Source organism: Modicisalibacter coralii (genome assembly GCF_004117855.1).
GTDB classification, from domain to species: Bacteria; Pseudomonadota; Gammaproteobacteria; order Pseudomonadales; family Halomonadaceae; genus Modicisalibacter; species Modicisalibacter coralii.
Map to the genome: position 1 here is coordinate 58,727 of NZ_QWBW01000022.1, position 23,025 is coordinate 81,751.

General features: G+C 65.9%; 19 protein-coding genes. 15 read left to right on the forward strand and 4 right to left on the reverse strand.

Going from position 1 to position 23,025, the window contains the following annotated elements:
* Window positions 1–60: 60 nt before the first annotated feature.
* Window positions 61–1,071 (reverse strand): catabolite repressor/activator, encoded by a 1,011-nt coding sequence (gene cra / locus D0901_RS13215; RefSeq protein WP_129140792.1) that lies wholly within the window; start codon window positions 1,069–1,071, stop codon window positions 61–63.
* Between the two features lie 246 nt (window positions 1,072–1,317).
* Between cra and ptsP the strand changes: the two genes are divergently transcribed.
* The 9 genes from ptsP (at window position 1,318) to D0901_RS13260 (ending at window position 11,780) form a co-directional block, all read left to right on the forward strand.
* A complete protein-coding gene (gene ptsP / locus D0901_RS13220) occupies window positions 1,318–4,194 on the forward strand; it encodes a phosphoenolpyruvate--protein phosphotransferase (RefSeq protein WP_129140771.1) in 2,877 nt (958 codons plus the stop codon).
* On the forward strand, window positions 4,194–5,171 hold the full coding sequence (gene pfkB, locus D0901_RS13225) for a 1-phosphofructokinase (protein ID WP_129140772.1): 978 nt from the start codon (window positions 4,194–4,196) through the stop codon (window positions 5,169–5,171). The genes ptsP and pfkB overlap by 1 nt, the downstream gene beginning before the upstream one ends.
* Window positions 5,168–6,928 (forward strand): PTS fructose-like transporter subunit IIB, encoded by a 1,761-nt coding sequence (locus D0901_RS13230; RefSeq protein WP_129140773.1) that lies wholly within the window; start codon window positions 5,168–5,170, stop codon window positions 6,926–6,928. Before pfkB ends, D0901_RS13230 begins: the two co-directional genes overlap by 4 nt.
* Window positions 6,929–7,261: 333 nt before the next feature.
* The gene (locus tag D0901_RS13235; protein WP_162500874.1) at window positions 7,262–7,801 is read left to right on the forward strand and encodes a hypothetical protein; all 540 of its coding nucleotides are present in this window, start codon (window positions 7,262–7,264) and stop codon (window positions 7,799–7,801) included.
* Between the two features lie 185 nt (window positions 7,802–7,986).
* Window positions 7,987–8,565, forward strand: coding sequence for an antibiotic biosynthesis monooxygenase (locus D0901_RS13240; RefSeq protein WP_203234872.1), 579 nt, complete (start codon window positions 7,987–7,989; stop codon window positions 8,563–8,565).
* A gap of 786 nt (window positions 8,566–9,351) precedes the next feature.
* Window positions 9,352–9,675 carry a VOC family protein gene (locus D0901_RS13245; protein ID WP_129140775.1) on the forward strand — a complete coding sequence of 108 codons (324 nt, stop codon included), beginning with the start codon at window positions 9,352–9,354 and terminating at the stop codon, window positions 9,673–9,675.
* Between the two features lie 85 nt (window positions 9,676–9,760).
* Window positions 9,761–10,501: a hypothetical protein gene (locus tag D0901_RS13250; protein ID WP_129140776.1), complete on the forward strand. Its 741-nt coding sequence runs from the start codon at window positions 9,761–9,763 to the stop codon at window positions 10,499–10,501.
* Between the two features lie 65 nt (window positions 10,502–10,566).
* Window positions 10,567–11,118, forward strand: a complete 552-nt coding sequence (locus D0901_RS13255; RefSeq protein ID WP_129140777.1) for a DUF8051 family protein — start codon at window positions 10,567–10,569, stop codon at window positions 11,116–11,118.
* Window positions 11,119–11,171: 53 nt separating this feature from the next.
* Entirely contained in the window at window positions 11,172–11,780 is a 609-nt protein-coding gene (locus tag D0901_RS13260) for a LysE family translocator (protein ID WP_129140778.1), read from the forward strand.
* Window positions 11,781–12,154: 374 nt separating this feature from the next.
* Here the strand turns inward: D0901_RS13260 and D0901_RS13265 are convergent, their stop codons facing one another.
* Window positions 12,155–12,379, reverse strand: coding sequence for a hypothetical protein (locus tag D0901_RS13265; protein WP_129140779.1), 225 nt, complete (start codon window positions 12,377–12,379; stop codon window positions 12,155–12,157).
* A 444-nt stretch (window positions 12,380–12,823) separates the two neighbouring features.
* Between D0901_RS13265 and D0901_RS13270 the strand changes: the two genes are divergently transcribed.
* From D0901_RS13270 to D0901_RS13280, 3 genes are all read left to right on the forward strand, one after another.
* Window positions 12,824–13,135 (forward strand): cupin domain-containing protein, encoded by a 312-nt coding sequence (locus D0901_RS13270; RefSeq protein ID WP_129140780.1) that lies wholly within the window; start codon window positions 12,824–12,826, stop codon window positions 13,133–13,135.
* A gap of 620 nt (window positions 13,136–13,755) precedes the next feature.
* Window positions 13,756–14,988, forward strand: coding sequence for a nitric oxide-sensing protein NosP (gene nosP, locus D0901_RS13275; protein ID WP_129140781.1), 1,233 nt, complete (start codon window positions 13,756–13,758; stop codon window positions 14,986–14,988).
* A complete protein-coding gene (locus D0901_RS13280) occupies window positions 14,903–16,390 on the forward strand; it encodes an ATP-binding response regulator (protein ID WP_129140782.1) in 1,488 nt (495 codons plus the stop codon). The genes nosP and D0901_RS13280 overlap by 86 nt, the downstream gene beginning before the upstream one ends.
* On the opposite strand, the gene D0901_RS13285 is transcribed toward D0901_RS13280, so the two are convergent.
* Window positions 16,341–17,012, reverse strand: coding sequence for a response regulator (locus tag D0901_RS13285; protein WP_129140783.1), 672 nt, complete (start codon window positions 17,010–17,012; stop codon window positions 16,341–16,343). The two genes, D0901_RS13280 and D0901_RS13285, sit on opposite strands and share 50 nt — an antisense overlap.
* A 133-nt stretch (window positions 17,013–17,145) precedes the next feature.
* Here D0901_RS13285 and exaC point away from each other — a divergent pair, with 133 nt between their 5' ends.
* The gene (exaC, locus tag D0901_RS13290; RefSeq protein WP_129140784.1) at window positions 17,146–18,666 is read left to right on the forward strand and encodes an acetaldehyde dehydrogenase ExaC; all 1,521 of its coding nucleotides are present in this window, start codon (window positions 17,146–17,148) and stop codon (window positions 18,664–18,666) included.
* 93 nt (window positions 18,667–18,759) lie between these two features.
* The gene (gene adhP, locus D0901_RS13295) at window positions 18,760–19,788 is read left to right on the forward strand and encodes an alcohol dehydrogenase AdhP (protein ID WP_129140785.1); all 1,029 of its coding nucleotides are present in this window, start codon (window positions 18,760–18,762) and stop codon (window positions 19,786–19,788) included.
* 121 nt (window positions 19,789–19,909) lie between these two features.
* Here the strand turns inward: adhP and D0901_RS13300 are convergent, their stop codons facing one another.
* Entirely contained in the window at window positions 19,910–21,199 is a 1,290-nt protein-coding gene (locus D0901_RS13300) for a cyclic di-GMP phosphodiesterase (protein WP_129140786.1), read from the reverse strand.
* Window positions 21,200–21,668: 469 nt separating this feature from the next.
* On the opposite strand from D0901_RS13300, the gene D0901_RS13305 reads away from it, so the two are divergent.
* Entirely contained in the window at window positions 21,669–22,946 is a 1,278-nt protein-coding gene (locus D0901_RS13305) for a D-alanyl-D-alanine carboxypeptidase (RefSeq protein ID WP_129140787.1), read from the forward strand.
* The last annotated feature ends 79 nt before the right edge of the window (window positions 22,947–23,025 follow it).

The window sequence follows — 23,025 nt, forward strand, 5'->3', positions numbered from 1 at the left end:
CGGGTCGGAACACCTGAAGCAAGCGTGGTCACCGACTCGTGGCGGGGTCAATGTCGCCGGTCACGAAACCGTCGGGTGAGTCGCCTTCCTGGCCCGGCGGTCGTGGAGCGAGCGCTCGACCATGTCGACCCCGGGGTGGTAGTCGCCGCGTGCCGCCGCCAGGGCCCGAGCCAGGGTGAGTTCGGCGATGCGCGCATGGTCCTGGGGCAGGGCGTTGACCGGTTGCGGCAGGAAATCGAGCAATCGGGCGTCGCCGAAGGTCGCCAGGCGCAGGTCTTCCGGCAGGCCGCCACGATCGAGCAGTACGTCGAGGGCGCCGTCGAGCAGCGTGTAGGACGCGGTCACCAGGGCGTCCGGACGGCCCCGCTCGTCGAGCAGCCGGCGCATCAGGGCCGCGCCGTCGACCCGGTCGTAGCGTGCGGCGGTGTACACCCACGGTTCGCTGTCGTGGCCGACCAGGGCGCGCTGGAAACCGCGGCGGCGCTCCTGGGTCATCGACAGCTCGCCCACCGCATCGAACCAGGCGATGCGGCGGATCGAATCGTCGATCACCGAGCCGGTCAGGGCCTCGGCGGCGGCGACGTTGTTGCTGAGGATGCACACGAAGCGCGACGGGTCGAGGGCACGGTCCACCGCGATGATCGGCAGCCCGCCGGCCATCATTTCGACGTAGAAGGGATCGTCGGCGGCGAGACTGGTGGCGACGATCAGCGCCTGGCAGCGCTGGGCGCGCAGGGCCCGGGCCAGTTCGCGCTCGGTGTCGGGCTCGTCGTCGGAGCCGGCGATCAACAACTGGAAGCCCTGCTCGCGGGCGCCGCGCTCGAGACACTTGGCCAGCCGCGCGTAGCTGGCGTTCTCCAGGTCGGGGATGATCAGTCCCAGGGTGCGACTCTGGCCGCGGCGCAGCGCGGCGGCCTGGGCGTCGACGCGGTACTGGTGGCGGTCGACGATGTCCATCACCCGCTCGACTGTCTCGCGGCTGATGCGCCGCTCCTCGGCCTTGCCATTGATCACGTAGCTCGCGGTGGTGCGCGAGACGCCGGCGAGGCGGGCGATTTCGGCGAGAGTCATGGCCATGGTCTGCGTTCGGCTCCGTCGTTGGGGAGGCCGTGCACCTCCCGGGGGTGTCGGGGAACATTCTACGAGAGAGGCGCGGCCCCCGCCCCCTGCTAAGGTCGTAGGTCGAGCCGCTTGCCAAATCGAGTGGATCGTTTCAGCATGGCGCCATGAACAAGGTGACACGATTCAGCTTCGTTGCACAAGGCATCGCAACTAGACTCGAACAGTCACCCCCGATGTGCAGCGAGGAGACTTGAGATGCTGACGCTCCAACCCGATGACGTGCTGCTCGGCTGTCGGGCCGACGACTGGCGCGACGCCCTCGATCAGGCCGCCCAGTCGCTGGTCGACGCCGGTCGTGCGACCCCCGAGTACCGTAACGGCCTGCACGAGCGCGAGGCGCAGTCGTCGACCTACCTGGGCAATGCCATCGCCATTCCCCACGGCACGCCGGCCAGCCGCGAACAAGTGCTGGAGACCGGGGTGCGCGTGCTGCAGTTTCCCGCCGGGGTCGAGTGGCACGACGGCAACCGGGTCCACGTGCTGGTGACCATCGCCGCCCAGAGCGACGAGCATCTGGACATCCTGCGCGCGCTGACCCACGTGCTCGACCGCGAGGGCGTCGCCCAGCGCCTCGCCCGGGCCGACACGGCCGCCGAGGTGATCGCCCAGCTTTCCAAGGCGCCGGTGGTGGCGCGGGTCGACAATGACACCCTGTGTCTCAACGTGCCCGCCCGCGACCGCTTCGAGCTGGCCCTGGCTGGCGCCGCCAGGCTGCGTCAGGCGGGTTGCGTGGACGGCGAATACATCGCGGCGATCGTCGAGCAGGAGCCGGTCGCCCTCGGTCAGGGGCTGTGGCTGGCTAGCAGTAGCCGTGGCGTGCAGGTACCGGCACTGTCGCTGGCGACCCCCGAGCGCGCCTTCAGCGGCCCGCTGGGGCCGGTCAATGGCGTGTTCTGCCTGGCCGGGCAGGGCGACGCGCACCTGGGGCTGCTCGACCGCCTGGCCGGGCTGCTCGACAGCGGCGAGGGCGAATCGCTCGCCGATGCCGACGCCGCCACCGTGCTGGCGCGGCTTTCCGGTGAGTCCGCGGCGGCCGAGACGCGGCGGGCCCGGGTCCTCAATGCCCATGGCCTGCACGCCCGGCCGGCCAAGCAACTGGTGCAGGTCGCTCGCGAGCAGGGGCTGCCGGTCAAGGTGCGGCTGCTCGAGGGCAGCGCCGAGGCGGTCTCGGCGGCGAGCCTGACCAAGGTCATCGGCCTCGGCGCGCGGCGTGGCCAGACGCTGGTGTTCTCCGCCGAGGGCGAAGGCGCCGCGGCGGCCGTCCAGGCGCTGGCCGAGGCGGTTCGCGACGGGCTCGGCGAGAAGGTGGCGCCGTTCGAGGAGCGTCGCGACGTCGACGATATCCAGCAGCCCACCGCGGTGGTGGAGCCGCTGCCGGCGGATACCCCGCATCCGGCGGTGGCCGCCTCGCCGGGCATGGCCATCGCCCCGGCCTTCGTGATGCGCCTGCCGCGCTTCGAGTATCCCGAACGCGCCCGTGAGCTGACCGGCGAGCGCGCCGGCGATGCCGCGGCCCAGAAGGCCCGGCTGGAAGCGGCGCTGGCCGGGGCGGCCGATCAGCTCGGGGTACTGATCCGTCAGGCCAAGGGCGGCGAGGTCGCCGAGATCCTGTCGATGCACGAAGAGATGCTCGACGACCCCGAGCTTCACGAGGCCGCCTTCGAGGGGATCCGCGACGGGCTCTCCGCCGAGGCGGCCTGGTGGCAGGCGGTGGATACCGCGGCGCGGGCCCAGGAAGTCCTCGCCGACCGGTTGCTCGCCGAGCGTGCCGCCGACCTGCGCGACGTCGGCCGCCGCGTGCTGAGCCTGCTGTGCGGGGTGGAGATGCCGACCCCGCCGGAGACGCCCTACATCCTGGTGATGGAGGATGTCGGCCCCTCCGATGTCGCCCAGCTCGATACCAGCAAGGTGCGCGGCCTGCTCACCGCCCGTGGCGGGGCCACCTCGCACAGCGCGATCCTCGCCCGGGCACTGGGGATCGCCGCGGTGGTGGGCGCCGGCGAGCGGGTGATGACCCTCGACAACGGCACCGAACTGATCCTCGACGGTGAGCGCGGCCGGGTGATTCCGGCGCCCTCGCGGGAACGCCGCGACCGTGCCGAACTGCGCCTCAAGGAGCGCGAGGCCCGCGAACGCGACGCCTACGACCATCGCTTCGACACCGCCCACACCCAGGACGGTCACCGTGTCGAGGTGGCCGCCAACCTGGGCAATACCGCGCATGCCGGGGACGCCGTCGAGCACGGTGCCGAGGGCGTCGGCCTGCTGCGTACCGAGTTCGTGTTCATGGCGCATGCCGAGGAACCCGATCTGGACACCCAGATTGCCGAGTACCGTCAGGCGATCGAGGCCCTCGACGGCCGCCCGCTGGTCGCTCGCACCCTCGACGTGGGTGGCGACAAGCCGCTGCCCTACTGGCCGATCCCCCAGGAGGACAATCCCTTCCTCGGGCTGCGCGGCCTGCGCCTGGCGCTGACCCGGCCGACGGTACTCGAGACCCAGTTGCGGGCGCTGCTCACCGCCGCCGGCGACAAGCCGCTGCGGATCATGTTCCCGATGGTCAAGGACATCGCCGAGTTCCGTGCCGCCCGCGAGATCTTCGATCGCGTCCAGGCGGAGGTCGGCGCATCCGACGTGCAGCTCGGGGTGATGATCGAGATTCCCTCCTGCGCGCTGCTCGCGCCGAGTCTGGCCGAGGAGGTCGATTTCTTCTCCATCGGCACCAACGACCTGACCCAGTACACCCTGGCCATCGATCGCGGCCACACCGAGCTTTCCGCGCAGTCCGACGGCCTGCATCCCGGCGTGCTGCGGCTGATCCAGATGACCGTCGACGCGGCCCACGCCAAGGGCAAGTGGGTCGGCGTGTGCGGCGAGCTGGGCAGCGACGCCCAGGCGGTGCCGGTGCTGGTGGGGCTGGGCGTCGACGAGCTGTCGGTGTCGATCCGCCAGGTGCCGATGGTCAAGGCGCGGCTGCGCGAGCTGACCCTCGACCAGGCGCGCCGGCATGCCGAGACCGCGCTTGCCCAGCCCACCGCCGAGGCGGTGCGCGAAGCGCTGGAGGCGCTGTAATGGCGCGCGTTCTCACCGTCAGTCTCAATCCGGCGCTGGATCTGTCGGTCCGCCTGCCGCAGTTGACGCTGGGCGAGGTCAACCGCACCGAGTCGACCCGGCTGGAAGCCGCCGGCAAGGGCGTCAACGTGGCGCGGGTGCTGGTGGCGCTGGGCCACGAGGTCGCGGTCTCCGGATTTCTGGGCGCGGCCAACGACGGCGCCTTCGTGCGTGCCTTCGCCGATATCGGCGTGGAGGACGCCTTCCATCGCGTGCCCGGCGAGACGCGCATCAACGCCAAGGTCGCCGAGCACGATGGGCGGGTCACCGATATCAACGGCCCGGGGCTGATGATCGCTCCCGAGGATCTGGCGCAGCTCGGCGAGGCCCTGGCGCTGCGTCTCGACGACGCCCGGCGGCGTCCCGATGCGGTGCTGATCGGTGGCAGCCTGCCCCCGGGCGTGGCTCCGGCCGATCTCGCCGCGCTGGTGCGCCGCCTCGGCGAGAGCGGCGTTCCGGTGTGGGTCGATACCAGCGGCGCGGCGCTCGAGGCGGCGATCGACGCCGCACCGACGGCGGTCAAGCCCAACGAGCACGAGCTCGCCGCCTGGGCGGGCGAAGCGCTGGAGGACATCGCCGCTCGCCGTCGCGCGGCGCAGCGACTGCATGCCGCGGGTATCGACGAGGCGGTGATCTCGGCCGGTGACGCCGGGGTGCTGTGGGTCAGCCGGCGCGGTGTCTGGCAGGCCACACCGCCGCGTGTCGGTGTCGTGAGTACCGTGGGCGCCGGCGACACCCTGGTCGCCGGGCTGCTGCACGGCGTCCTCGGCGACCTGCCGGCCGACGAGGCGCTACGCCTGGCCACCGCGCTGTCCGCGGAATCGGTGCGTCACGTCGGGGTGGGCGACCCGCAGGCCACCGATTTCGCCGATCTCCAACAACAGACTCGCGTGCAGCGCCTCGACGGCGACGACCACGCAGGGGGAGCCTTCGCATGAACGTGATCCTGATAACCGCCTGCCCCAGCGGCATGGCTACCACCTTCCTCGCCGCGCGCCGCCTCGAGCAGGCGGCCGGGCGGCTCGACTGGCGATTCTCGCTGGAGATGCACGGCGAGCTGGAGCCGGTGACGCCGGTCGATCCGGCCGACATCGACGCCGCCGACCTGATCGTCGTCGCCGCCGAGCACGTGCCCGACCCGCAGCGTTTCGCCGGCAAGCGGCTGTTCCGGGCGCCGATCAATCAGGCGCTGCCCGATCCGGTCGGTTTCCTGGAGCGCGCCGAGCGCGAGGCCGAGGTCTTCGAACCCGGCAACGAATCGGGCGCCGCGACCGCTCCTCTAGCCACGGCCGGCGAGGGCGGCCGCCGCATCGTCGCCGTCACCGCCTGTCCGACCGGGGTGGCGCACACCTTCATGGCCGCCGAATCGCTGGCCGAGGCGGGGCGTGCCATGGGGCATGCGATCCGCGTCGAGACCCAGGGCTCGGTGGGCGCCCAGGATGCCCTGACCGACGACGAGATCCGCGACGCCGATGTGGTGATCCTGGCCTGCGACATCGAGGTCGACCCGACCCGCTTCGCCGGCAAGCGCATCTGGCGCACCTCCACCGGCAACGCGCTGAAGAAGCCCAAGCAGACCATCGACGAGGCCCTGACGGGCGCCGAGGTGGAAAGTGCCGGCGGTGGTGCCGCGGGCGGCGAGCGCAAGAAGAGCGTCAAGGAGAAGGGCGTCTACAAGCACCTGCTCACCGGGGTGTCGTTCATGTTGCCGATGGTGGTCGCCGGTGGTCTGTGCATCGCGCTGTCGTTCGTCTTCGGCATCAAGGCCTACGAGAACGAAGGGTCGCTGGCCGCCGCGCTGATGCAGATCGGCGGCGGCAGCGCCTTCAAGCTGATGATTCCGGTGCTGGCCGGTTACATCGCCTATTCGATCGCCGACCGGCCGGGCATCGCCCCGGGGATGATCGGCGGCTGGCTGGCCGCGGACATCGGCTCGGGCTTCATCGGCGGCATCCTCGCCGGCTTCCTGGCCGGGTATACCGCCAAGCTGGTGACCCAGAAACTCAAGCTGCCGGCGAGCGTCGAGTCGCTCAAGCCGATCCTGATCATACCGCTGATCGCCAGCCTGGTGACCGGTCTGGTGATGATCTACATCGTCGGCCAGCCGGTGGCGGGCATCCTCGCCGGGTTGACCCACTTCCTCGAGACCATGGGCTCCACCAACGCCGTGCTGCTGGGTATCCTGCTCGGCGCGATGATGTGCTTCGACATGGGCGGGCCGGTCAACAAGGCCGCCTACACCTTCGGCGTGGGCCTGTTGGCCTCCGAGACCTATGCGCCGATGGCGGCGATCATGGCCGCTGGCATGGTCCCCGCGCTGGGCATGGGGATCGCCAGCTTCATCGCGAAGAGCAAGTTCTCCGAGCCGGAGCGCGAGGCGGGCAAGGCGTCGTTCGTGCTGGGGCTGTGCTTCATCACCGAGGGGGCGATCCCCTTCGCCGCCAAGGACCCGCTGCGGGTGATTCCTGCCTGTATGGTCGGCGGCGCGGTAACCGGGGCGCTGTCGATGTTCTTCGGCGCCAAGCTGATGGCGCCCCACGGCGGGATCTTCGTGCTGCTGATCCCCAATGCCATCACCCCGGTGCTGCCGTATCTGCTGGCGATCGTCGCGGGGGCGCTGGTCACCGGCCTGGGCTATGCGGCCATCAAGCGACACGGCGAAGAGGTCGCGGTGGGAGCCGCCTCACAGGCCTGACGGCCCGCGCTGCTTCACCGGCAACGCCTCGGGCGGTCTCCGCCTCCGCAACGCCACCGGGTTCCCGGTGGCGTTTTTGTGTATTGCGATGCATGGCGAACAAAAAATTACGCGGTTCCATAACATGGGTTGCCTGCGCAAGACTCGCGACCTAACTATATTTCGAAGGGATCAGGGCTTCAGGGATGAGGCGCCAACCGGTGGGAGGGTCGCGGTGCGATCGAGCAGGAAGGGCTCCCGCCGCCTGATCCGCTTCGTGATTCGGGTAGCAAGACGTCATTAATCGGGACGGGCGTCCAGGCAATGGACGGCCGCGCTCAGGGAGACAGGGCGATGACAGCAATGACAAGAGCCGATGACGCAACTCGCAACGATCTTCTCTCGCTGGACGACGTACTCGCTGCGGCGATGACGCATGAGCACCTGGCCATCAACCGCTACCGGTGGGTATCACTGCGATTTCTGCCGTTCAGTGTTGCCTTGAGCCGGCTGTTCGAAGCGCTCGCCGGCGAGGCGGAACTGCGTCTGCAGAACCTGACGGAAACGGCCGAGCGGCTGGGGAAACTCGAGCAACTGCCCGCCGCGGCGCCGCCGATCAACGACGGCGAGCGACGCCATTTCTTCGTCACCGATGAGGAAGCCGCCGCCGAGATCATGGCCTGCATGCTCGCCGAGGAGCACGCCACGCAACGGTTCTACAGCGAGTTGCGTATCCTCTGCGCGCTTCCGACACTCGACGGTGTGCTGGGCGAGGCCATCGAACAGACGCGGTTGCAGGCACGGCTGCTCGAGGAGAGCGGTACGCAGTTGCTGCAAGGAAGGCACGCAGGGCACACAGAGCCGCTCAGGTGTGCAGCCCCAGGGTATCGATAGCCACCACCGTCGGCGCCCCTGCTGCCTCGGTCGCGGGCCAGGAAAAGTCGTCCAGTGGGCAACGGCAGTAGCCGGATCGACATCGATGGTGTAGTTTTTGCATCCTTTGAAGCGGCGGGCCGTTACCCCGGCCCCCGTCTGAACGGCACCCTACCCGGGACGCCGGATGAACGAGGAGATACACGATGTCGACTTCACCCGTCACGCTGATGGTGGCGCGCCGCGTGGCTCGCGGGCGTTACCGCGATTTCAACGTCTGGCTCAACGAGGGCCGCGACCTGGCCGCCGACTTTCCCGGCTACCTGGGCTCCGGCGTGCTTGCGCCGCCGCCCGGCGACAACGAATACCAGATCGTCTTCCGCTTTGCCGACGAGGCCACGTTGACCGCCTGGGAACATTCCGCCTCGCGGCGCGCCTGGCTGGTGCGGGGACGTGACCTGTTCGAGGCCCCGCAGGAGCATCGCGCCACCGGGCTCGACAGCTGGTTCCGCCATGGCCAGGGACACACGCCACCGCGCTGGAAGCAGGCCGTGGCGATCTGGCTGGCGTTCTTCCCGGTCTCGCTGACCTTTCAATGGCTATTCGGCGATGCGCTCGCCGACCTGCCGCTGGTGCCGCGCGTGCTCGCCAGTACTCTGATGCTCACGCCGGTGATGGTGTTCGTGTTCATTCCGCTCTCCACGCGGTTGCTGGCGCCGTGGCTCAATGCCGCGGCTGGTTCCCGGCGCGCTGTCGCGTGGCGCCGCACCCGCCGCAGCGCCTGACCACCGGCAAGGCCGCCGCCATCGGCAAACCGAGAGTGGCGAGTCCGATCCCCGACCCGTCGACGGTCACCGAGATGGCCATCGACGGGTTGGGCTTCAAGCTGCTGGGGCGTGGATCATGGCGGCTTCGGCGGCGCGCTCTGGTTCCGTGACTCCACCTTTCATCCCGACGGGCAGCTACCCGGCTGCGCCCGCTGCCATGCGAGTGTACTCAAGGGCCTCTTCTGGCGTCTTTCCGGTCATCCCGTCCTGACTCGACCTGTAGGCTCATGGAACCTCGTAACGGCGCGTGGTCACAGCGTTGAACGGCCGGACGGCATGTCGCTTGCCTGATGCTGGGTTTCAACGTTACCTGGACGTTATTGGCCATGGCTTTTTTGACGATGGAACGCCGGGGCTTAGAGCGCTTTTACACAACCGCTAGACGACGTGGGCTTATCCGGCGGCAGGGCCCGAGGCGTCGGACCGTTGCGAGGGCGCTGTGAACCCCTCCCTGGGCGCTACCTTTGCCATCCATGGCAAAGGACCCTCGCTTCGCCTTGCCCCCGACGCCCATCGTCAGAGGGTTTGGTAATGGGCTCTTGAAGACGTGGATATCTCCGGTGGTCCTGCTCTGATAATATTGGTTGTTTCTGCATGTTCTTTGATGATTGATGCGATTTATATCAAGGGGCGCGTTTGCGCGACGTAAAAGCACGTGACAAAATACTGTTGTAGGGCGGTTTTTCATCGCGTCGCGGCTCCCGGGTCGCCGTAAAGGCCCGCTTTATGGCCTTCAGGTGAACCATGAACATTAACTTGCTCGTCTTGCGCTGCAGAGAATTGGAAGCGAGTAAGCAGTTTTATGAACTGCTCGGATTTTGTTTTGTCAAGGAAAGGCACGGCGACGGGCCGCTGCACTATTCATCACAAGATGCCGGCTTCGTGTTTGAGCTTTATCCATTGAAAGAGAATGAGGAACCGGGCAATTCAAGGATAGGTTTCTCCGTAAAAGACATGCGGCAAGTTCTCTCGAAAATGGTAGTTGCGAGTCAATATGAACTCAATGGTAGCCAGGTTTACGTCGTGCGAGATCCTGATGGAAGAAAGGTCGAACTCAAGGAGCAATGACCCGCGTTATACGGATGCCCTTGTCTCCGCTTAGCTACGTCAAGGCCACCGGGGCGCTTCGCGTCAAGATTCTCGAGGTTATCCGATGAAATGGATTAAAAAAATATTTGGAAGAAAAAGTGAGATCGACGTGGAAGGAGTTGATGAGCGGGTAGATTCGTCTTCTGAAATCGATCCTGAGATGCAGGAGATGTTGGAAAAGGGGGTCGAGGCAAGAGAGTTGGTTTTAGCGTCCCTGGGTGACCTCGATTCGGATGTCATAGCACCATTCGTGAATCCTGCGTTCATGGGAGGCCCTGCTTGGCCATCACTGAGACAATCATGGAGAGTCATAAGGAAGCCTGGTTCTACTATTGTTGTCAGTGACGGACTTTCTGATCCGTTCGAGGACGAAAAGGTTCCGCTGGGTTATAGGGTCGAGGTCTGTGCCGAGGCTCCAGAAACCTATCCAGACATTCGGAGTAGTTGGCTTTTTGGTATCGTCTACCAAGTCAGTCAGCTGGTTGCACACCATGGCAACGTACATGAGATGTTGGAGAACAAATACAATACGCTGTCTACGGTGGTTTCGGTGGATGGTTTGCCAGAGGAATGGAAAAACGAAGATGGCAAGGTTGGTGTTTTGCTTGGCTTCCCTAATAAAAATTTTCCTTCCCATATTCAACTGCCTGAGGGCTCGGTTCGTATTCTTGTCATCAAGCTGCTTCATCCTCGAGAGCTTCGTTTTATCGAGGCCGACGAAGATATGGAAAAGCAAAGAAATATATTGGTAGCTGCTTTTAAAGGCAATCATCTATCAGAAGTTGATCGAGAGCCAGTCGTTTAAAAAGCTTACCAGGCACTGTTGGCGGAAAAGTTTGCAAAGCGCGGCCTCAGGCGAGAGGAAAACCTATGGAAGATATCATCGGATACACTGTAGCGGGCCTGCTTGTCCTGTCAGCGGCTCTGCTCGGGACCTTGATCCCGGGCGGACCCATTGAGAACAGGAATTTCTCGCATATACCTCCCGTGAAGCTGGCAATGTTCAACGTGTTTCTGACGGTTCTGGGTATTGGCAGCTTTGCACTGGTCTATTTTGCCATTATTGGGGCCGGGCCGGCATTCGTCGTGGCCGCGCTCTTTGGGTTGGCGTACTTTTTCGTGTATGCCCTGGACTTGGGCAAGATATTTCCAGTCTCTCCAGACGGTATGCCGCGGGCGTTGTTCTGGATCGAGGTCGTCGGGCTCATCCTGTCGATACCGCTGATGGTTCTATCGCTCGCCTCCATTTTCATGGCAAACGGTGGTGTCCATGCGCCTGCCGCCATGTCGAGTTCCCTGGTCATTCTGATCGCTTTAACGATTGTGCTGGGCATTGGGATCGTCATATTCGCGACACGGGCGGCAATGAGAAAATCACCCGGCAAGGCGGACTCGGCTGCCGAACAAAAGCGGCAAGGCTGACGGCTCGGGCCATCAATAATGGAGCCCGTGGTGGGTAACCAGTAGGAGGTAAAATGCTTGCAACGGCAACGCTTTTCCTGGCGATGATGGTCCCGTTGGTATGGAGTCCCGGGCCGAACAACGTGATGTGTGCGACCGTCGGCGCAAAGCAGGGGGTCAAGGAGTCGGTGCCTTTTATCCTGGGCTTGAATGTGCCGATCTTCGTTTATGCCCTCTTGACGGGGTTCGGGTTGGCGGCGCTGTTGAACAGCATCCCTCGTCTTGCCCCCGTCTTGACGCTGCTTGGCGCTCTTTATGTCGTGTTCCTGGGCGTAAAGCTGCTAAGGGCGTCTTCAGGGGGCAATGCCGACGATGTTCAGTATGGATTCAGGTCGGGGCTTGTCATCAGCTCCCTCAATGTCAAGGTGGTCGCCGTTCTGGTTGCCATGTATTCGCAATTCGCCAACGATGACAGGTATTTTTCATTCGTCCTGGCGGTATCCTTCGTTCTCGTGTGCGTGGTTGGGCACTTGCTATGGAATGCCATCGGCCGAGTATCGAGTCAGGTCATCAAGAATGAAAAATTCCTGAGAATCCAGAATCGGTTCTATGGCGCCTTGCTGGCGGGCGTTGGCATCTGGATGTTCTTGTCGGCCTGGAATACGTCAGTGGCTGAACCGTAAATCGTTGGCGAGCATGCACCATGAATCGAGGGGACATTAAACCCCGTTGATGGCGGGCATCGACGGCAGCGGTCGTTAGCCAGTGCTGGGCTTAGAACGCCTTTCACAACCGGTAGACGAAGTGAGCTTCTCCGGCGGCAGGACGTCGCGAGGGCGCTGTGAACCCCTCCCTGGGCGCTACCTTTGCCATCCATGGCAAAGGACCCTCGCTTTGCTCTGCCACCGGCACCCATCATCAGAGGGTTTGGAAATGCATTCTTATTGCTTGTCAGGAGCTAACCGCCATCCAGCAAAAAGCCGAGGCGTTTCAGCCTCGGCCCAAGGAAGCAAGGGCCCGTGGAATCCAGTGGGCCGCTCGCTGTCGGTGGAACGGATCATTCATCGTCGGCGATGACGACGTTCGTCTCACCGGCAAGGACTTCGTCCCAGGCCTGGTCGAGCGTGTAACCCTGACACGCATCGATGGTGTCGAGTACCTCGACGGCATGCTGCAGGGAGTGGCCGTTGGCTTTCAGCGCGACCACGACCTTGGCAAGGTCCTGCTTGCTGAAGGTGCTGGCGATAAGGTCGGCTTGCTCGGTCAACTGGATGCAGTTCATTGTTCCATCCTCATGCAAGGTCATCATTACCCGGGGGAGGATCCCGTCACGGGTTGCCATCTGCGATGGCGTTCTGGTGCCTTGGCTACGCATGCCGGGCCGGATAAGCGCCCACGGCTGCACTGCGTCAGGGTCATAAGTTTTCCAAGACCTCCGCTTCCGGCGCCTGGATCAAAGTAGGCATGGCGCTCGGGTGGTAGCCGGGCGTCGGGTCAGTGAGTCGCGGTGGCGAATTCCTGTCCGACGCCGTGAGTTCACTATGGGCCAGGGCGGTGCATCTCACAAAGCGCCATTAGCCGCACGATGCGTTGTAGTTCAACTACATGGCGTGTGTTCGGTGTTGGAACGGGTAGCGGGACTACGGCAGTGACTGTCGGAGTGCTCTTCGAATCGGTGACCTCATTGCTACGCTGGGTGGGGTCGATGCCTTCAGGGAGGTCTTCCATGCAGAATCTGTTTACCGATGTTCCCGAGCGCCTGGACGAGGAGTGCTTCGAGGCGATCCTGGAAAACAGCGCCGTGACGGTGGAGCGAATCGTCTCGAAGGGACATCGCTCGCCGGCGTCCGGCTGGTACGATCAGGATCGCGACGAGTGGGTCGTGGTGCTCCAGGGGCGTGCCGTTCTGGCGTTCGAGCAGGGTGCGGACATGACGCTGGCACCCGGCGATCACGTCGTCATTCCGGCGCACAGGCGCCATCGTGTCGCCTGGACCGATCCCGATGTCACGACCATCTGGCTGGCGGTACATTATTGAGGCGCGCATGGTGCCGGCCCGGTGTTTGGCGCGAAGTAAATGCTGCGTTGCACCAGGGCGGGGCGAAAGAGGCATCCAAGGCCCCAAATGAGAGCGCCCAGCCCCTGGTTACAAGGGCTGGGCGATATGTGTTTTTTGTCTTGAGTCTTGTTTTTGTTGGACTTTAACAGGGGCTGGCGTAGTTGTTGCTATTGTTAGGGTAGTTAGCGCCACGTTAACGTGGTGCCCGAACCGTCGCATCGCGAGTCGTTCGACTGGCGGCGACGCAAGAGTGAGCTGGCGTGCTCCACCTAGTCCCCTTCGGGGGACTTTTTTTCGTTCTGTGGTATGGCTGGCTTGTTCGTGCTGACGCGAGTTGTCGTTGTTGCGTCTTGTTCTTGCCTGTCGGTGGCCTTCCGCTTGTTGGTCTTGTTCACCGCGGCCATCGATTCGCCTTGTATTTCTTGCCGACGCCGTGCGTCGTTGCGATGGGCACATGATCCATTGTGCTTTCTTTTCAAACAACTCCACTTTGGTGGCATAGCCCTTCGTCGACCTTGCGATACTGGCAGGTGACGGCGTTGTGATGGCCCGGTGCGGCGACATACACTGCCGAGATACCCCTTGCCAGGAGTGCCGCCATGCTCGATGCCTCGACGACACCGCCATGGCTCGAACCAGTGGCCGAGTCGGTTGGCGTGCCGTCTCCGCACGCCGGGTTGCACACCGCCTGCAGTCACGATCCCGACCCGCTTCGGGCGGCGACGGATCTGGCCGAAGCGCTGGGTGAGGCGTCACTGGGCGCGGTGCTGTTCTTCTGCAGTGCCGAGTACCCGCTGGCGGCCCTCGGCGAGGCGCTGACCGCCGCCTTCGAGGGCGTGCCGGTCAGCGGCTGCACCACCGCCGGGGAGATCACGCCGAACGGCTACGGCCGCGGGGGCATCGTGGCGATCGGCTTCGAACGGGTGCATTTTGCCGTGTCGACGGCGCTGATCGACGATCTGGCGCACTTCGATCTGATCCGCGCCCAGCGCCTCACCGATACCTTGCTCAACGAGTGCCGCCATCAGGCGGTGGCGCCGATCGCCGGGCACAGCTTCGCGCTGACCCTGCTCGATGGCTTGTCGAGCAGTGAAGAGCAGGTGCTGGCCACGCTGGATGCGGCGCTGGGCAGCATCCCCAGCTTCGGCGGCTCGGCCGGCGACGACAACCGCCTGGCGCACACCCATGTCTTTCATCAGGGGCGCTTTCACGATCAGGCGGCGGTGGTGGTGATGGTCAATACGTCGCTGCCGTTCGAGGTGTTCAGCACCCACCATCTGCGGCCCCGGCGCGAGAAGCTGGTGGTCACCGCCGCCGACCGCCAGCGGCGCACCGTGTTAGAACTCAACGCCGCGCCCGCCGCCGAGGAGTACGCGCGGCTGGTGGGGCGCCCGGTCGACGCCCTCGACGAGACCGATTTCGCCCGTCATCCGCTGGCGGTACGCATCGGCGAGGCGCACTACGTGCGCTCGATCCAGCGCGTCAATCCCGATGGCAGCCTGACCTTCTACTGCGCGGTGGAGAACGGCATCGTGCTCACCGCGATGACCCCGGCGCCGATTCTCGACGACCTCGAGACAGTGTTCGCCGGGCTGGAAACGCGCTTGGGGCCGCCGGCGCTGGTGATCGGCTGCGACTGCTTCCTGCGCCGTCTGGAGATCGAGGCGCTGGAGAGGGTCGCGGCGGCGGAAGACGTGTTGCGGCGCCATCGCACGGTCGGCTTCAACACCTATGGAGAGCAGCACCATGGGATGCACATCAACCAGACCTTCACCGGGGTGGCTATTGGACGCCCCGAGTGCCGAGACGGCGGAACCGGCGAGCGAGCGTGAGCGCGCGCTCGCCGAGGAGAACGCCCGCCTGCGGCGGACCTGTGCGGCGCTGATCGAGCGCGTGGAGTCGAGCGGGGTCGCCGGTGGCGCGCCCTATGCCGCCTTCGAGCACGCCGTGCTGCTGGCCGAGCAGGTGCGCGAGCGTACCGAGGCGCTGCACCGCACCCTCGACGAGCTGGGCCAGGTCAACGATCAGCTGCGCGACGAGATCGCCACCCGTAGGGCCGCCGAAGCACGCCTGCGCGAAGCCAAGCGCGAGGCCGAGGCGGCCAATCTGTCGAAGACCCGCTTCCTGGCCGCGGTCAGCCACGATCTGTTGCAGCCGCTGAACGCCGCGCGGCTGTTCACCAGTGCGCTCGACGAGCACGAGGTGCCGGCGGCGTCCAAGCCGCTGGTCGGTCAGATCGGTCGCTCGCTCAAGGATGTCGAGGCGCTGCTGGGCACGCTGGTGGATATCTCGCGGCTCGATGCCGGCGTACTCAAGCCGGATATCGCCGCCTTCGGCGCCGACGAGCTGCTCGATACCCTGGCCGAGGAGTACCGCCAGGTGGCGCAATCCCAGGGGCTGACCCTGCACTACGTGCGCAGCACCGCGGTGGTCGACTCCGACCTGCAGCTGCTGGCGCGGGTGGTGCGCAACTTTCTCACCAACGCCATCCGCTACACCGCCACCGGGCACGTGCTGCTGGGCTGCCGGCGGCGCCACGACGGGCTGGAGATCGTGGTCGGCGACACCGGGCCGGGGATCGCCGACGATCAGCGCGAGGCGATCTTCCTCGAATTCCGGCGCGCCGCGGCGGGGCTCGACCGCGAGCAGCGCGGCCTGGGGCTGGGGCTGGCGATCGTCGACCGTATCGCCACGATGCTGGGTCACCCGATCACCCTGCGCTCGCGACCGGGGCAGGGCTCGGCCTTCTCGGTGCGCGTGCCCTACGCCTGTCGCGCGCCGCGGCCCGCGCCTCCGGCGGAGGTGATGCCGGGCAACGACCAGCTCGCGGGGACCAACGTGTGGGTCCTCGATGACGATCCGGCGGTACTCGACGGCATGCGCGCGCTGCTCGCTGGCTGGGGCTGTCGGGTGACGGGCGGACTGTCGCTGGCGACCCTGCGCGAGGCGGCGGGCGAGGCGTCCGGTGCCGACGTGCTGGTGATCGATTACCACCTCGACGAGCGGGACGACGACGGCCTGGCGGTGGCCGAACAGCTCCAGCGCGAGCAGCCCGGCTTGCCGGTGCTGATGGTCACCGCCAATCACGACGCGGCGCTCAAGGCGCGGATTCGCGAGCGCGGCTATGCCTGCCTGTTGAAGCCGGTCAAGCCGCTGCGCTTGAAGATGTTGCTGGTGTCGCTGCTTAGCGCGGCGGATGCCGAGGGTCGTCGAGATCCAGCGTCTGGGCGGTGAGAATCGCCTGTACCCGGCTGTTCACCCCGAGCTTGCGCAGAATCGCCGAGACATGCGTCTTGACCGTGGTCTCGGCGATCGCCAGGTCGCGGGCGATCGCCTTGTTGGACTCGCCGCGGCTCAGGCAGGCCAGCACCTGCAACTGCTTGGCGGTGAGCTGGGACACGGCGGTCTCCAGGGCATCGTCGGCCGTGGGAGACGGGGCATGGCGGGTGGCGCCGGGGCGGCGCAGGATGTCCGCCGGCAGATAGATCTGGCCGTCGAGGATCTGGCGCAGCGCCGCCAGCAGGTCGTCGCGCGGGGTCGACTTGGGCAGATAGCCCACCGCGCCCAGCCCCAGGGCCTCGAGCACGGTGTCGCGACCCTGCTCGGCGGAGAGAATCGCCACCGGCAGCCAGGGCAACGTCTCGCGCAGCCGACGCAGGCCGGCCAGACCCTCGCTGTCGGGCAGCGCCAGGTCGAGCAGCAGCAGATCGAGTTCCTCGTGCGCCTCGGCCAGGGTGCTCGCCTGGGCCAGACTCGCGGCTTCCAGCACGCGGCTGTCGGGGAGGGCGGCGGCGATCGCACCGACCATGGCCTCACGGAACATCGGGTGGTCGTCGGCGACCAGCAGGGTGTACATGGGTGTCGACTCCGTGGTGATGCCTCCTCCCAAGGGATGAGACGATTTCCTGCTTGGGGAGTATGTCGCAGCCTGGCGTCGTGACCAAGACTCGATCTGTGTCACGCATAACGATAACGTCAGGAGCACAGCCATGATCTACGCCAATCCCGGAAGCGACGGCTCCGTCGTCAGCTTCGACAAGCGTTACGGCAACTATATCGGCGGCGAGTTCGTCGCGCCGGTGAAGGGGCAATACTTCGACAATGTCAGCCCCGTCAACGGTGAGGTGTTCTGCGAGATCCCGCGCTCCACCGCGGAAGACCTCGAGAAGGCACTGGATGCCGCCCACGCGGCCGCCCCGACCTGGGGCAAGACCTCGGCCACCGAGCGCAGCAATATCCTGCTCAAGATCGCCGATCGCATCGAACAGAATCTGGAAATGCTCGCCGTCGCCGAGACCTGGGACAACGGCAAGGCGGTGCGCGAGACGCTCAACGCCGATCTGCCGCTGGCGGTGGATCACTTCCGCTACTTCGCCGGCTGCATCCGCGCCCAGGAGGGCACCGCCGCCGATATCGACGCCAACACCGTGGCCTATCACTTCCACGAGCCGCTGGGCGTGGTGGGGCAGATCATCCCCTGGAACTTCCCCATCCTGATGGCCACCTGGAAGCTCGCCCCGGCACTGGCGGCGGGCAACTGCGTGGTACTCAAGCCCGCCGAGCAGACGCCGGCGTCGATCCTCAAGGTGATGGAACTGATCGGCGATCTGCTGCCGCCCGGGGTGGTCAACATCGTCAACGGCTACGGCGAGGAGGTCGGTCAGGCGCTGGCGACCAGCAAGCGCATCGCCAAGATTGCCTTCACCGGCTCGACCCCGGTCGGCTCGCACATCCTCAAGTGCGCCGCCGAGAACATCATCCCCTCCACCGTCGAGCTCGGCGGCAAGTCGCCCAACGTCTACTTCGCCGACATCATGAACGCCGAGCCGGAGTTCATCGACAAGGCGGTCGAAGGGCTGGTGCTGGCGTTCCTCAACCAGGGCGAGGTCTGTACCTGCCCGTCACGGGCACTGATTCAGGAGTCGATGTACGACGCCTTCATGGCCAAGGTGATCGAGCGCACCCAGGCGATCAAGCGCGGCAATCCGCTGGACACCGACGTCCAGGTGGGGGCCCAGGCCAGCCAGGAGCAGTACGACAAGATCCTGTCGTACATGGACGTGGCCCGCGAGGAGGGTGCCGAGTTCCTCACCGGCGGCGGTAAGGAGAGCTTCGACCCGGCCTACGACAAGGGCTACTACATCCAGCCGACCCTGCTCAAGGGCAACAACCAGATGCGCGTCTTCCAGGAGGAGATCTTCGGCCCGGTGGTCGGCGTCACCACCTTCAAGGACGAGGCCGAGGCACTGGCGATCGCCAACGACACCGAGTTCGGTCTCGGTGCCGGGGTGTGGACCCGCGACATGAACGTGGCCTTCCGCATGGGCCGCGGTATCCAGGCCGGACGTGTGTGGACCAACTGCTACCACCAGTATCCGGCACATGCCGCCTTCGGTGGCTACAAGAAGTCCGGCGTGGGTCGCGAGACTCACAAGATGGCGCTGGAGCACTACCAGCAGACCAAGAACCTGCTGGTCAGCTACGACACCAATCCGCTGGGCTTCTTCTGAGCCCGCTGCCGCGGGCCTCGCGCCCGCGGCGTTCCGCGGCCCCGGCCGTCGGGCCGGCGCCGCCCTTCAACAAGAAAACCCAAGGAGCGTGCCATGGATTCCACCATGCAAGCCGCAGTGGTTCGTGCGTTCGGCGAACCCCTGGTCATCGAGGAAGCGCCGGTACCCCGCCCGGGCCCAGGTGAACTGCTGGTCAAGATCGCCGCCTCCGGCGTCTGTCACACCGATCTGCATGCCGCCCACGGCGATTGGCCGGTGAAGCCCGAGCCGCCGTTCATTCCCGGTCACGAGGGCGTCGGCCACGTGGTGGCGGTGGGCGACGGCGTCAAGCACGTCAAGGAAGGCGACCGGGTCGGCATCCCCTGGCTCTATTCCGCCTGCGGCCACTGCGAGCATTGCCTGGGTGGCTGGGAGACGCTGTGCGAGTCCCAGCAGAATACCGGCTACTCGGTCAATGGCGGCTTCGCCGGCTACACGCTGGCCCAGGCCGACTACGTCGGCCGCATTCCCGATAACGTCGATTTCCTGGAAATCGCCCCGGTGCTGTGCGCCGGCGTGACGGTCTACAAGGGCCTGAAGATGACCGACACCCGCCCGGGGCAGTGGGTGGCGATCTCCGGCATCGGTGGCCTCGGCCACATGGCGGTGCAGTACGCCAAGGCGATGGGCCTCAACGTGGCGGCGGTGGACATCGACGACAGCAAGCTGGCCCTGGCCGAGCGGCTCGGCGCCACGGTCACCGTCAACGCCAAGCAGCACGACCCCGCCGCCTATCTCAAGCAGGCGATCGGCGGCGCCCATGGCGCGCTGGTCACCGCGGTCTCGCCCAAGGCCTTCGAGCAGGCGCTGGGCATGGTCCGCCGGGGTGGCACGGTGGCGCTCAACGGCCTGCCGCCGGGAGACTTCCCGCTGTCGATCTTCGACATGGTGCTCAACGGCACCACGGTGCGTGGTTCGATCGTCGGCACCCGTCTCGACCTGCAGGAGGCGCTGGACTTCGCCGGCGAGGGCAAGGTGAAGGCCACGGTACATGCCGACAAGCTGGAAAACATCAATGCCGTCTTCGACCGCATGATCGCCGGTCAGATAGAGGGGCGGGTCGTGCTCGACATGGCGGGGTGACGATAGATACCGTCTCTCTCCCTGGGGCGTGCCAAGGCACGCCTCTTTTTTTGCCGGGGGCGCGGGTCGTCGCCACTTGCTCGTCGACCTGGCGGTTCGGACCCGAGGCGGTCGTGCGTGCTCAGACCAGGTGGTCGAGGATCGTCTCGAGGCTCAGCCCGAAGGAGCCGGGCGGATGCACCCTGGCGATCTCCAGCGGATCGCCGCGTCGAGCGCTCTCGGCCAGATCCACCACCCGTTCGGGAATCGTCGCCTGATGCTCGTCGAGCGCGACCAGCACACGCGGGTGCAGGCGGTGGTCGGGGTCCACGGAGAGCACGGTGCCGATCATGCCGTTGCTCAATTCGACGATGGAGCCGGGGGGATAGATGCCGATGCACTCGATGAAGCGGATCACCAGCGCCTCGTCGTAATGCTTGCCGCGCATCTGGTAGAGAATGCGCAGTGCTTCGGAGGGCGGCCTGGCCTTGCTGTAGATGCGGTCGCTGGTGATGGCGTCGTAGGTGTCGACGATGGCGATGATCTTGGCCGTCAGGCCGATCTCCTCGCCGGGGATACCGTAGGGATAGCCACTGCCGTCGAGGCGTTCGTGGTGGTCGCGAGTGGCCTGCTTGACGACCAGGGGCAGGGCCTGATCCTCGGCGATCATGTGATAGCCCGCCAGGGCGTGGGTGCGGATATGGGCGAATTCCGCGGCGGTCAGCTTGCCGGGCTTGTCGAGGATTCGCTGATCGAGCTTCATCTTGCCCACGTCGTGGAGCATGCCGGCCAGGCCGAGTTCCTCTATCCGCGCCCGGTCGTAACCCAGGTGACGCGCGAAGATCATCGCCATCACCCCCACGTTGAGGCAGTGTTCGGCGGTGTACTCGTTCTCGTGCTTGATCCGCGTCAGCCAGTTCAGGGCACTGGGGTTGGAGAGGATCGACGCGGCGAAACGGCTCACGGTGTGCTTGACCTGCGGCACGTTGCGATGCCAGTTCTGCTCGTCGTGCATCATGCGATGAAACATCTCGCGCGCCTCGTCGAAGGCCGGCGAGACCTGCTTGAGTTCCTCCTCGGCGAGGCTCCGGATGCGATGGGTACGATAGACCCGGTAGCCCGTGTCGTTGGCCGACTCGGCGGGTCGTGGCGGGCGCGGGGCGCGCAGGGCCTCGAGGCTCGTCAGCAGGTCGGGGTGCGAGCGGTCCGGGTCGACGTACACCGTGCGGCACAGGCGCTTGAGGGTGGCGATGTCATCGGCGTTGTCGAGCCGCAGGCCCTCGATCAGAAACGGCGTCTCCAGCCAGGGACGGTCGAGATCGACGACGTACATGCCCGCGCTGAGCCGGTCCACGGGAAGGGCCACCAGATGCTCGACGGAGCGCTCCGGCACCTTGGGCTCCTGCATCGTCGTCTCCTCAATGCGTTCCATGTTGTTCCTTGTCACGGGCGTCAGTTAGCACCCCGTTCATCTTATCGGCCTGTTCTTTCGAGAGTTGAGCATGCGCCGATGATCGTGTCCTTACGATCAATCGCCAGCGAGTAACGCTGCGTAAACGCTCGAAATGGCCGTGACTTGGCGCGAAGATCGCGGCATGAATCGCCCCTGCCGATGGTGGTCAGGACGTGGCGTCTCGTGGACAATGAGCTGCAACCGGAGTGATGAGTCACTGACACGGGCGTGGCGATACCGTTGACGCTCGACCCCGGCGCCATGGCCGAGGCTGGCGCATACTCCGAAGTGCGTTGCGTCCCGCGAGTCGGGACGTCTGTCGGCAACAATAACCTCAAGGGACACGTCGATGGCCACCCCTGCCCCCGATTCGTGCTGGCGTACCGCTGTCTGCCAGGGTCTTGCTCGTAGCGCTCCCCGTCGGCCCGCCGCGCCGAACTGTCTCGCCATGCTCGGGTTGTGCCTGCTCACGATGTTCTGCGTCGTGGCCACCGCCCAGGCCGCACCCAATCCGCGTTATGCGTCGATCGTCGTCGACGTCGAGAGCGGCGACATCCTCAGCGCCGCCAATGCCGATGCCGCGCGTTATCCGGCCTCGCTGACCAAGATGATGACCCTCTACCTGCTGTTCGAAGCCCTCGATGAAGGCCGGTTGTCGCTCGACGACGAACTTCCGGTGTCGGCGCACGCCGCCGCCCAGCCGCCCTCCAAGCTGTGGGTCCGCAAGGGGGGCAGCATCCCGGTGGAGGACGCCATTCTGGCGATGATCGTGCGCTCCGCCAACGACGTGGCGGTGGTCGTGGGTGAGGCCCTGGGTGGCAGCGAGCCGGCCTTCGCCCATCAGATGACCGCCAAGGCCCGCGAACTGGGAATGGCGGACACCACCTTCCGCAATGCCTCGGGGCTGCCCGACGCCGGGCAGATGACCACGGCGCGTGACATCGCCCGCCTGTCGGTCCATCTGATGCAGGACTTTCCACAGTACTACGGCTACTTCGCGCGGACGCAGTTCGTCTACAAGGGCAAGACGATCCCGGGCCACAACAATCTGCTCGACAGCTATCCGGGAACGGATGGCCTCAAGACCGGTTACATCGATGATTCGGGCTTCAATGTCGCGACCTCGGCGGTCCACGACGGCCGGCGCCTGGTCTCGGTGGTGATGGGCGGCTTCACCGCCCGGTCCCGGGACAGCCACATGGCGTCGTTGCTGGATCGCGGTTTCGTGCGCGCCTCGCTGCTCGATCGCGGCGACTGGATCGCCAAGGCCGACCTCTTCGAGGGTCGGGGGGCGGCTGCCGCCAGGGCCTCGGCGAGTCCCACCAAGGCGGTGGGAACCTCGCTGGCGGTGGCCCAGGGTGCGACGCCGGTCGAGGCGTCGGTTCGCGACGGTGCGCGGCAGGCGTCAGCCCCGGTCGACGACCCGATTCGCCGCCTGATCGCCCAGGGCGACGCCGCCGTATCGCCGGCAGTGGCCCAGGGCTGGGCGGTGCAGGTCGGTGCCTTCAGCAACCGCAACAGCGCGCGTCTGCGTGCCAGCCAGGCGGCCGACTACCTCGCTTCCGATCTGGGACAGGCGACAATCTCGGTGACCGAGGCCCAGGGCGAGCAGGCGGTGTACCGCGCCCGCGTCGTCGACCTTCAGGAGGATCAGGCGCGCCACTCCTGCCGGCAACTGGCCACTCAGGGCATGGAGTGCGTGGTGGTGGCCGGCGTCGACCCCTGAAACGCGCTTTCCCGGCGAACGACACCCAGCCCCCGTTCGGTGACGAACGGGGGCTTTGTCTTGCGGGGTGCCGGCCGGG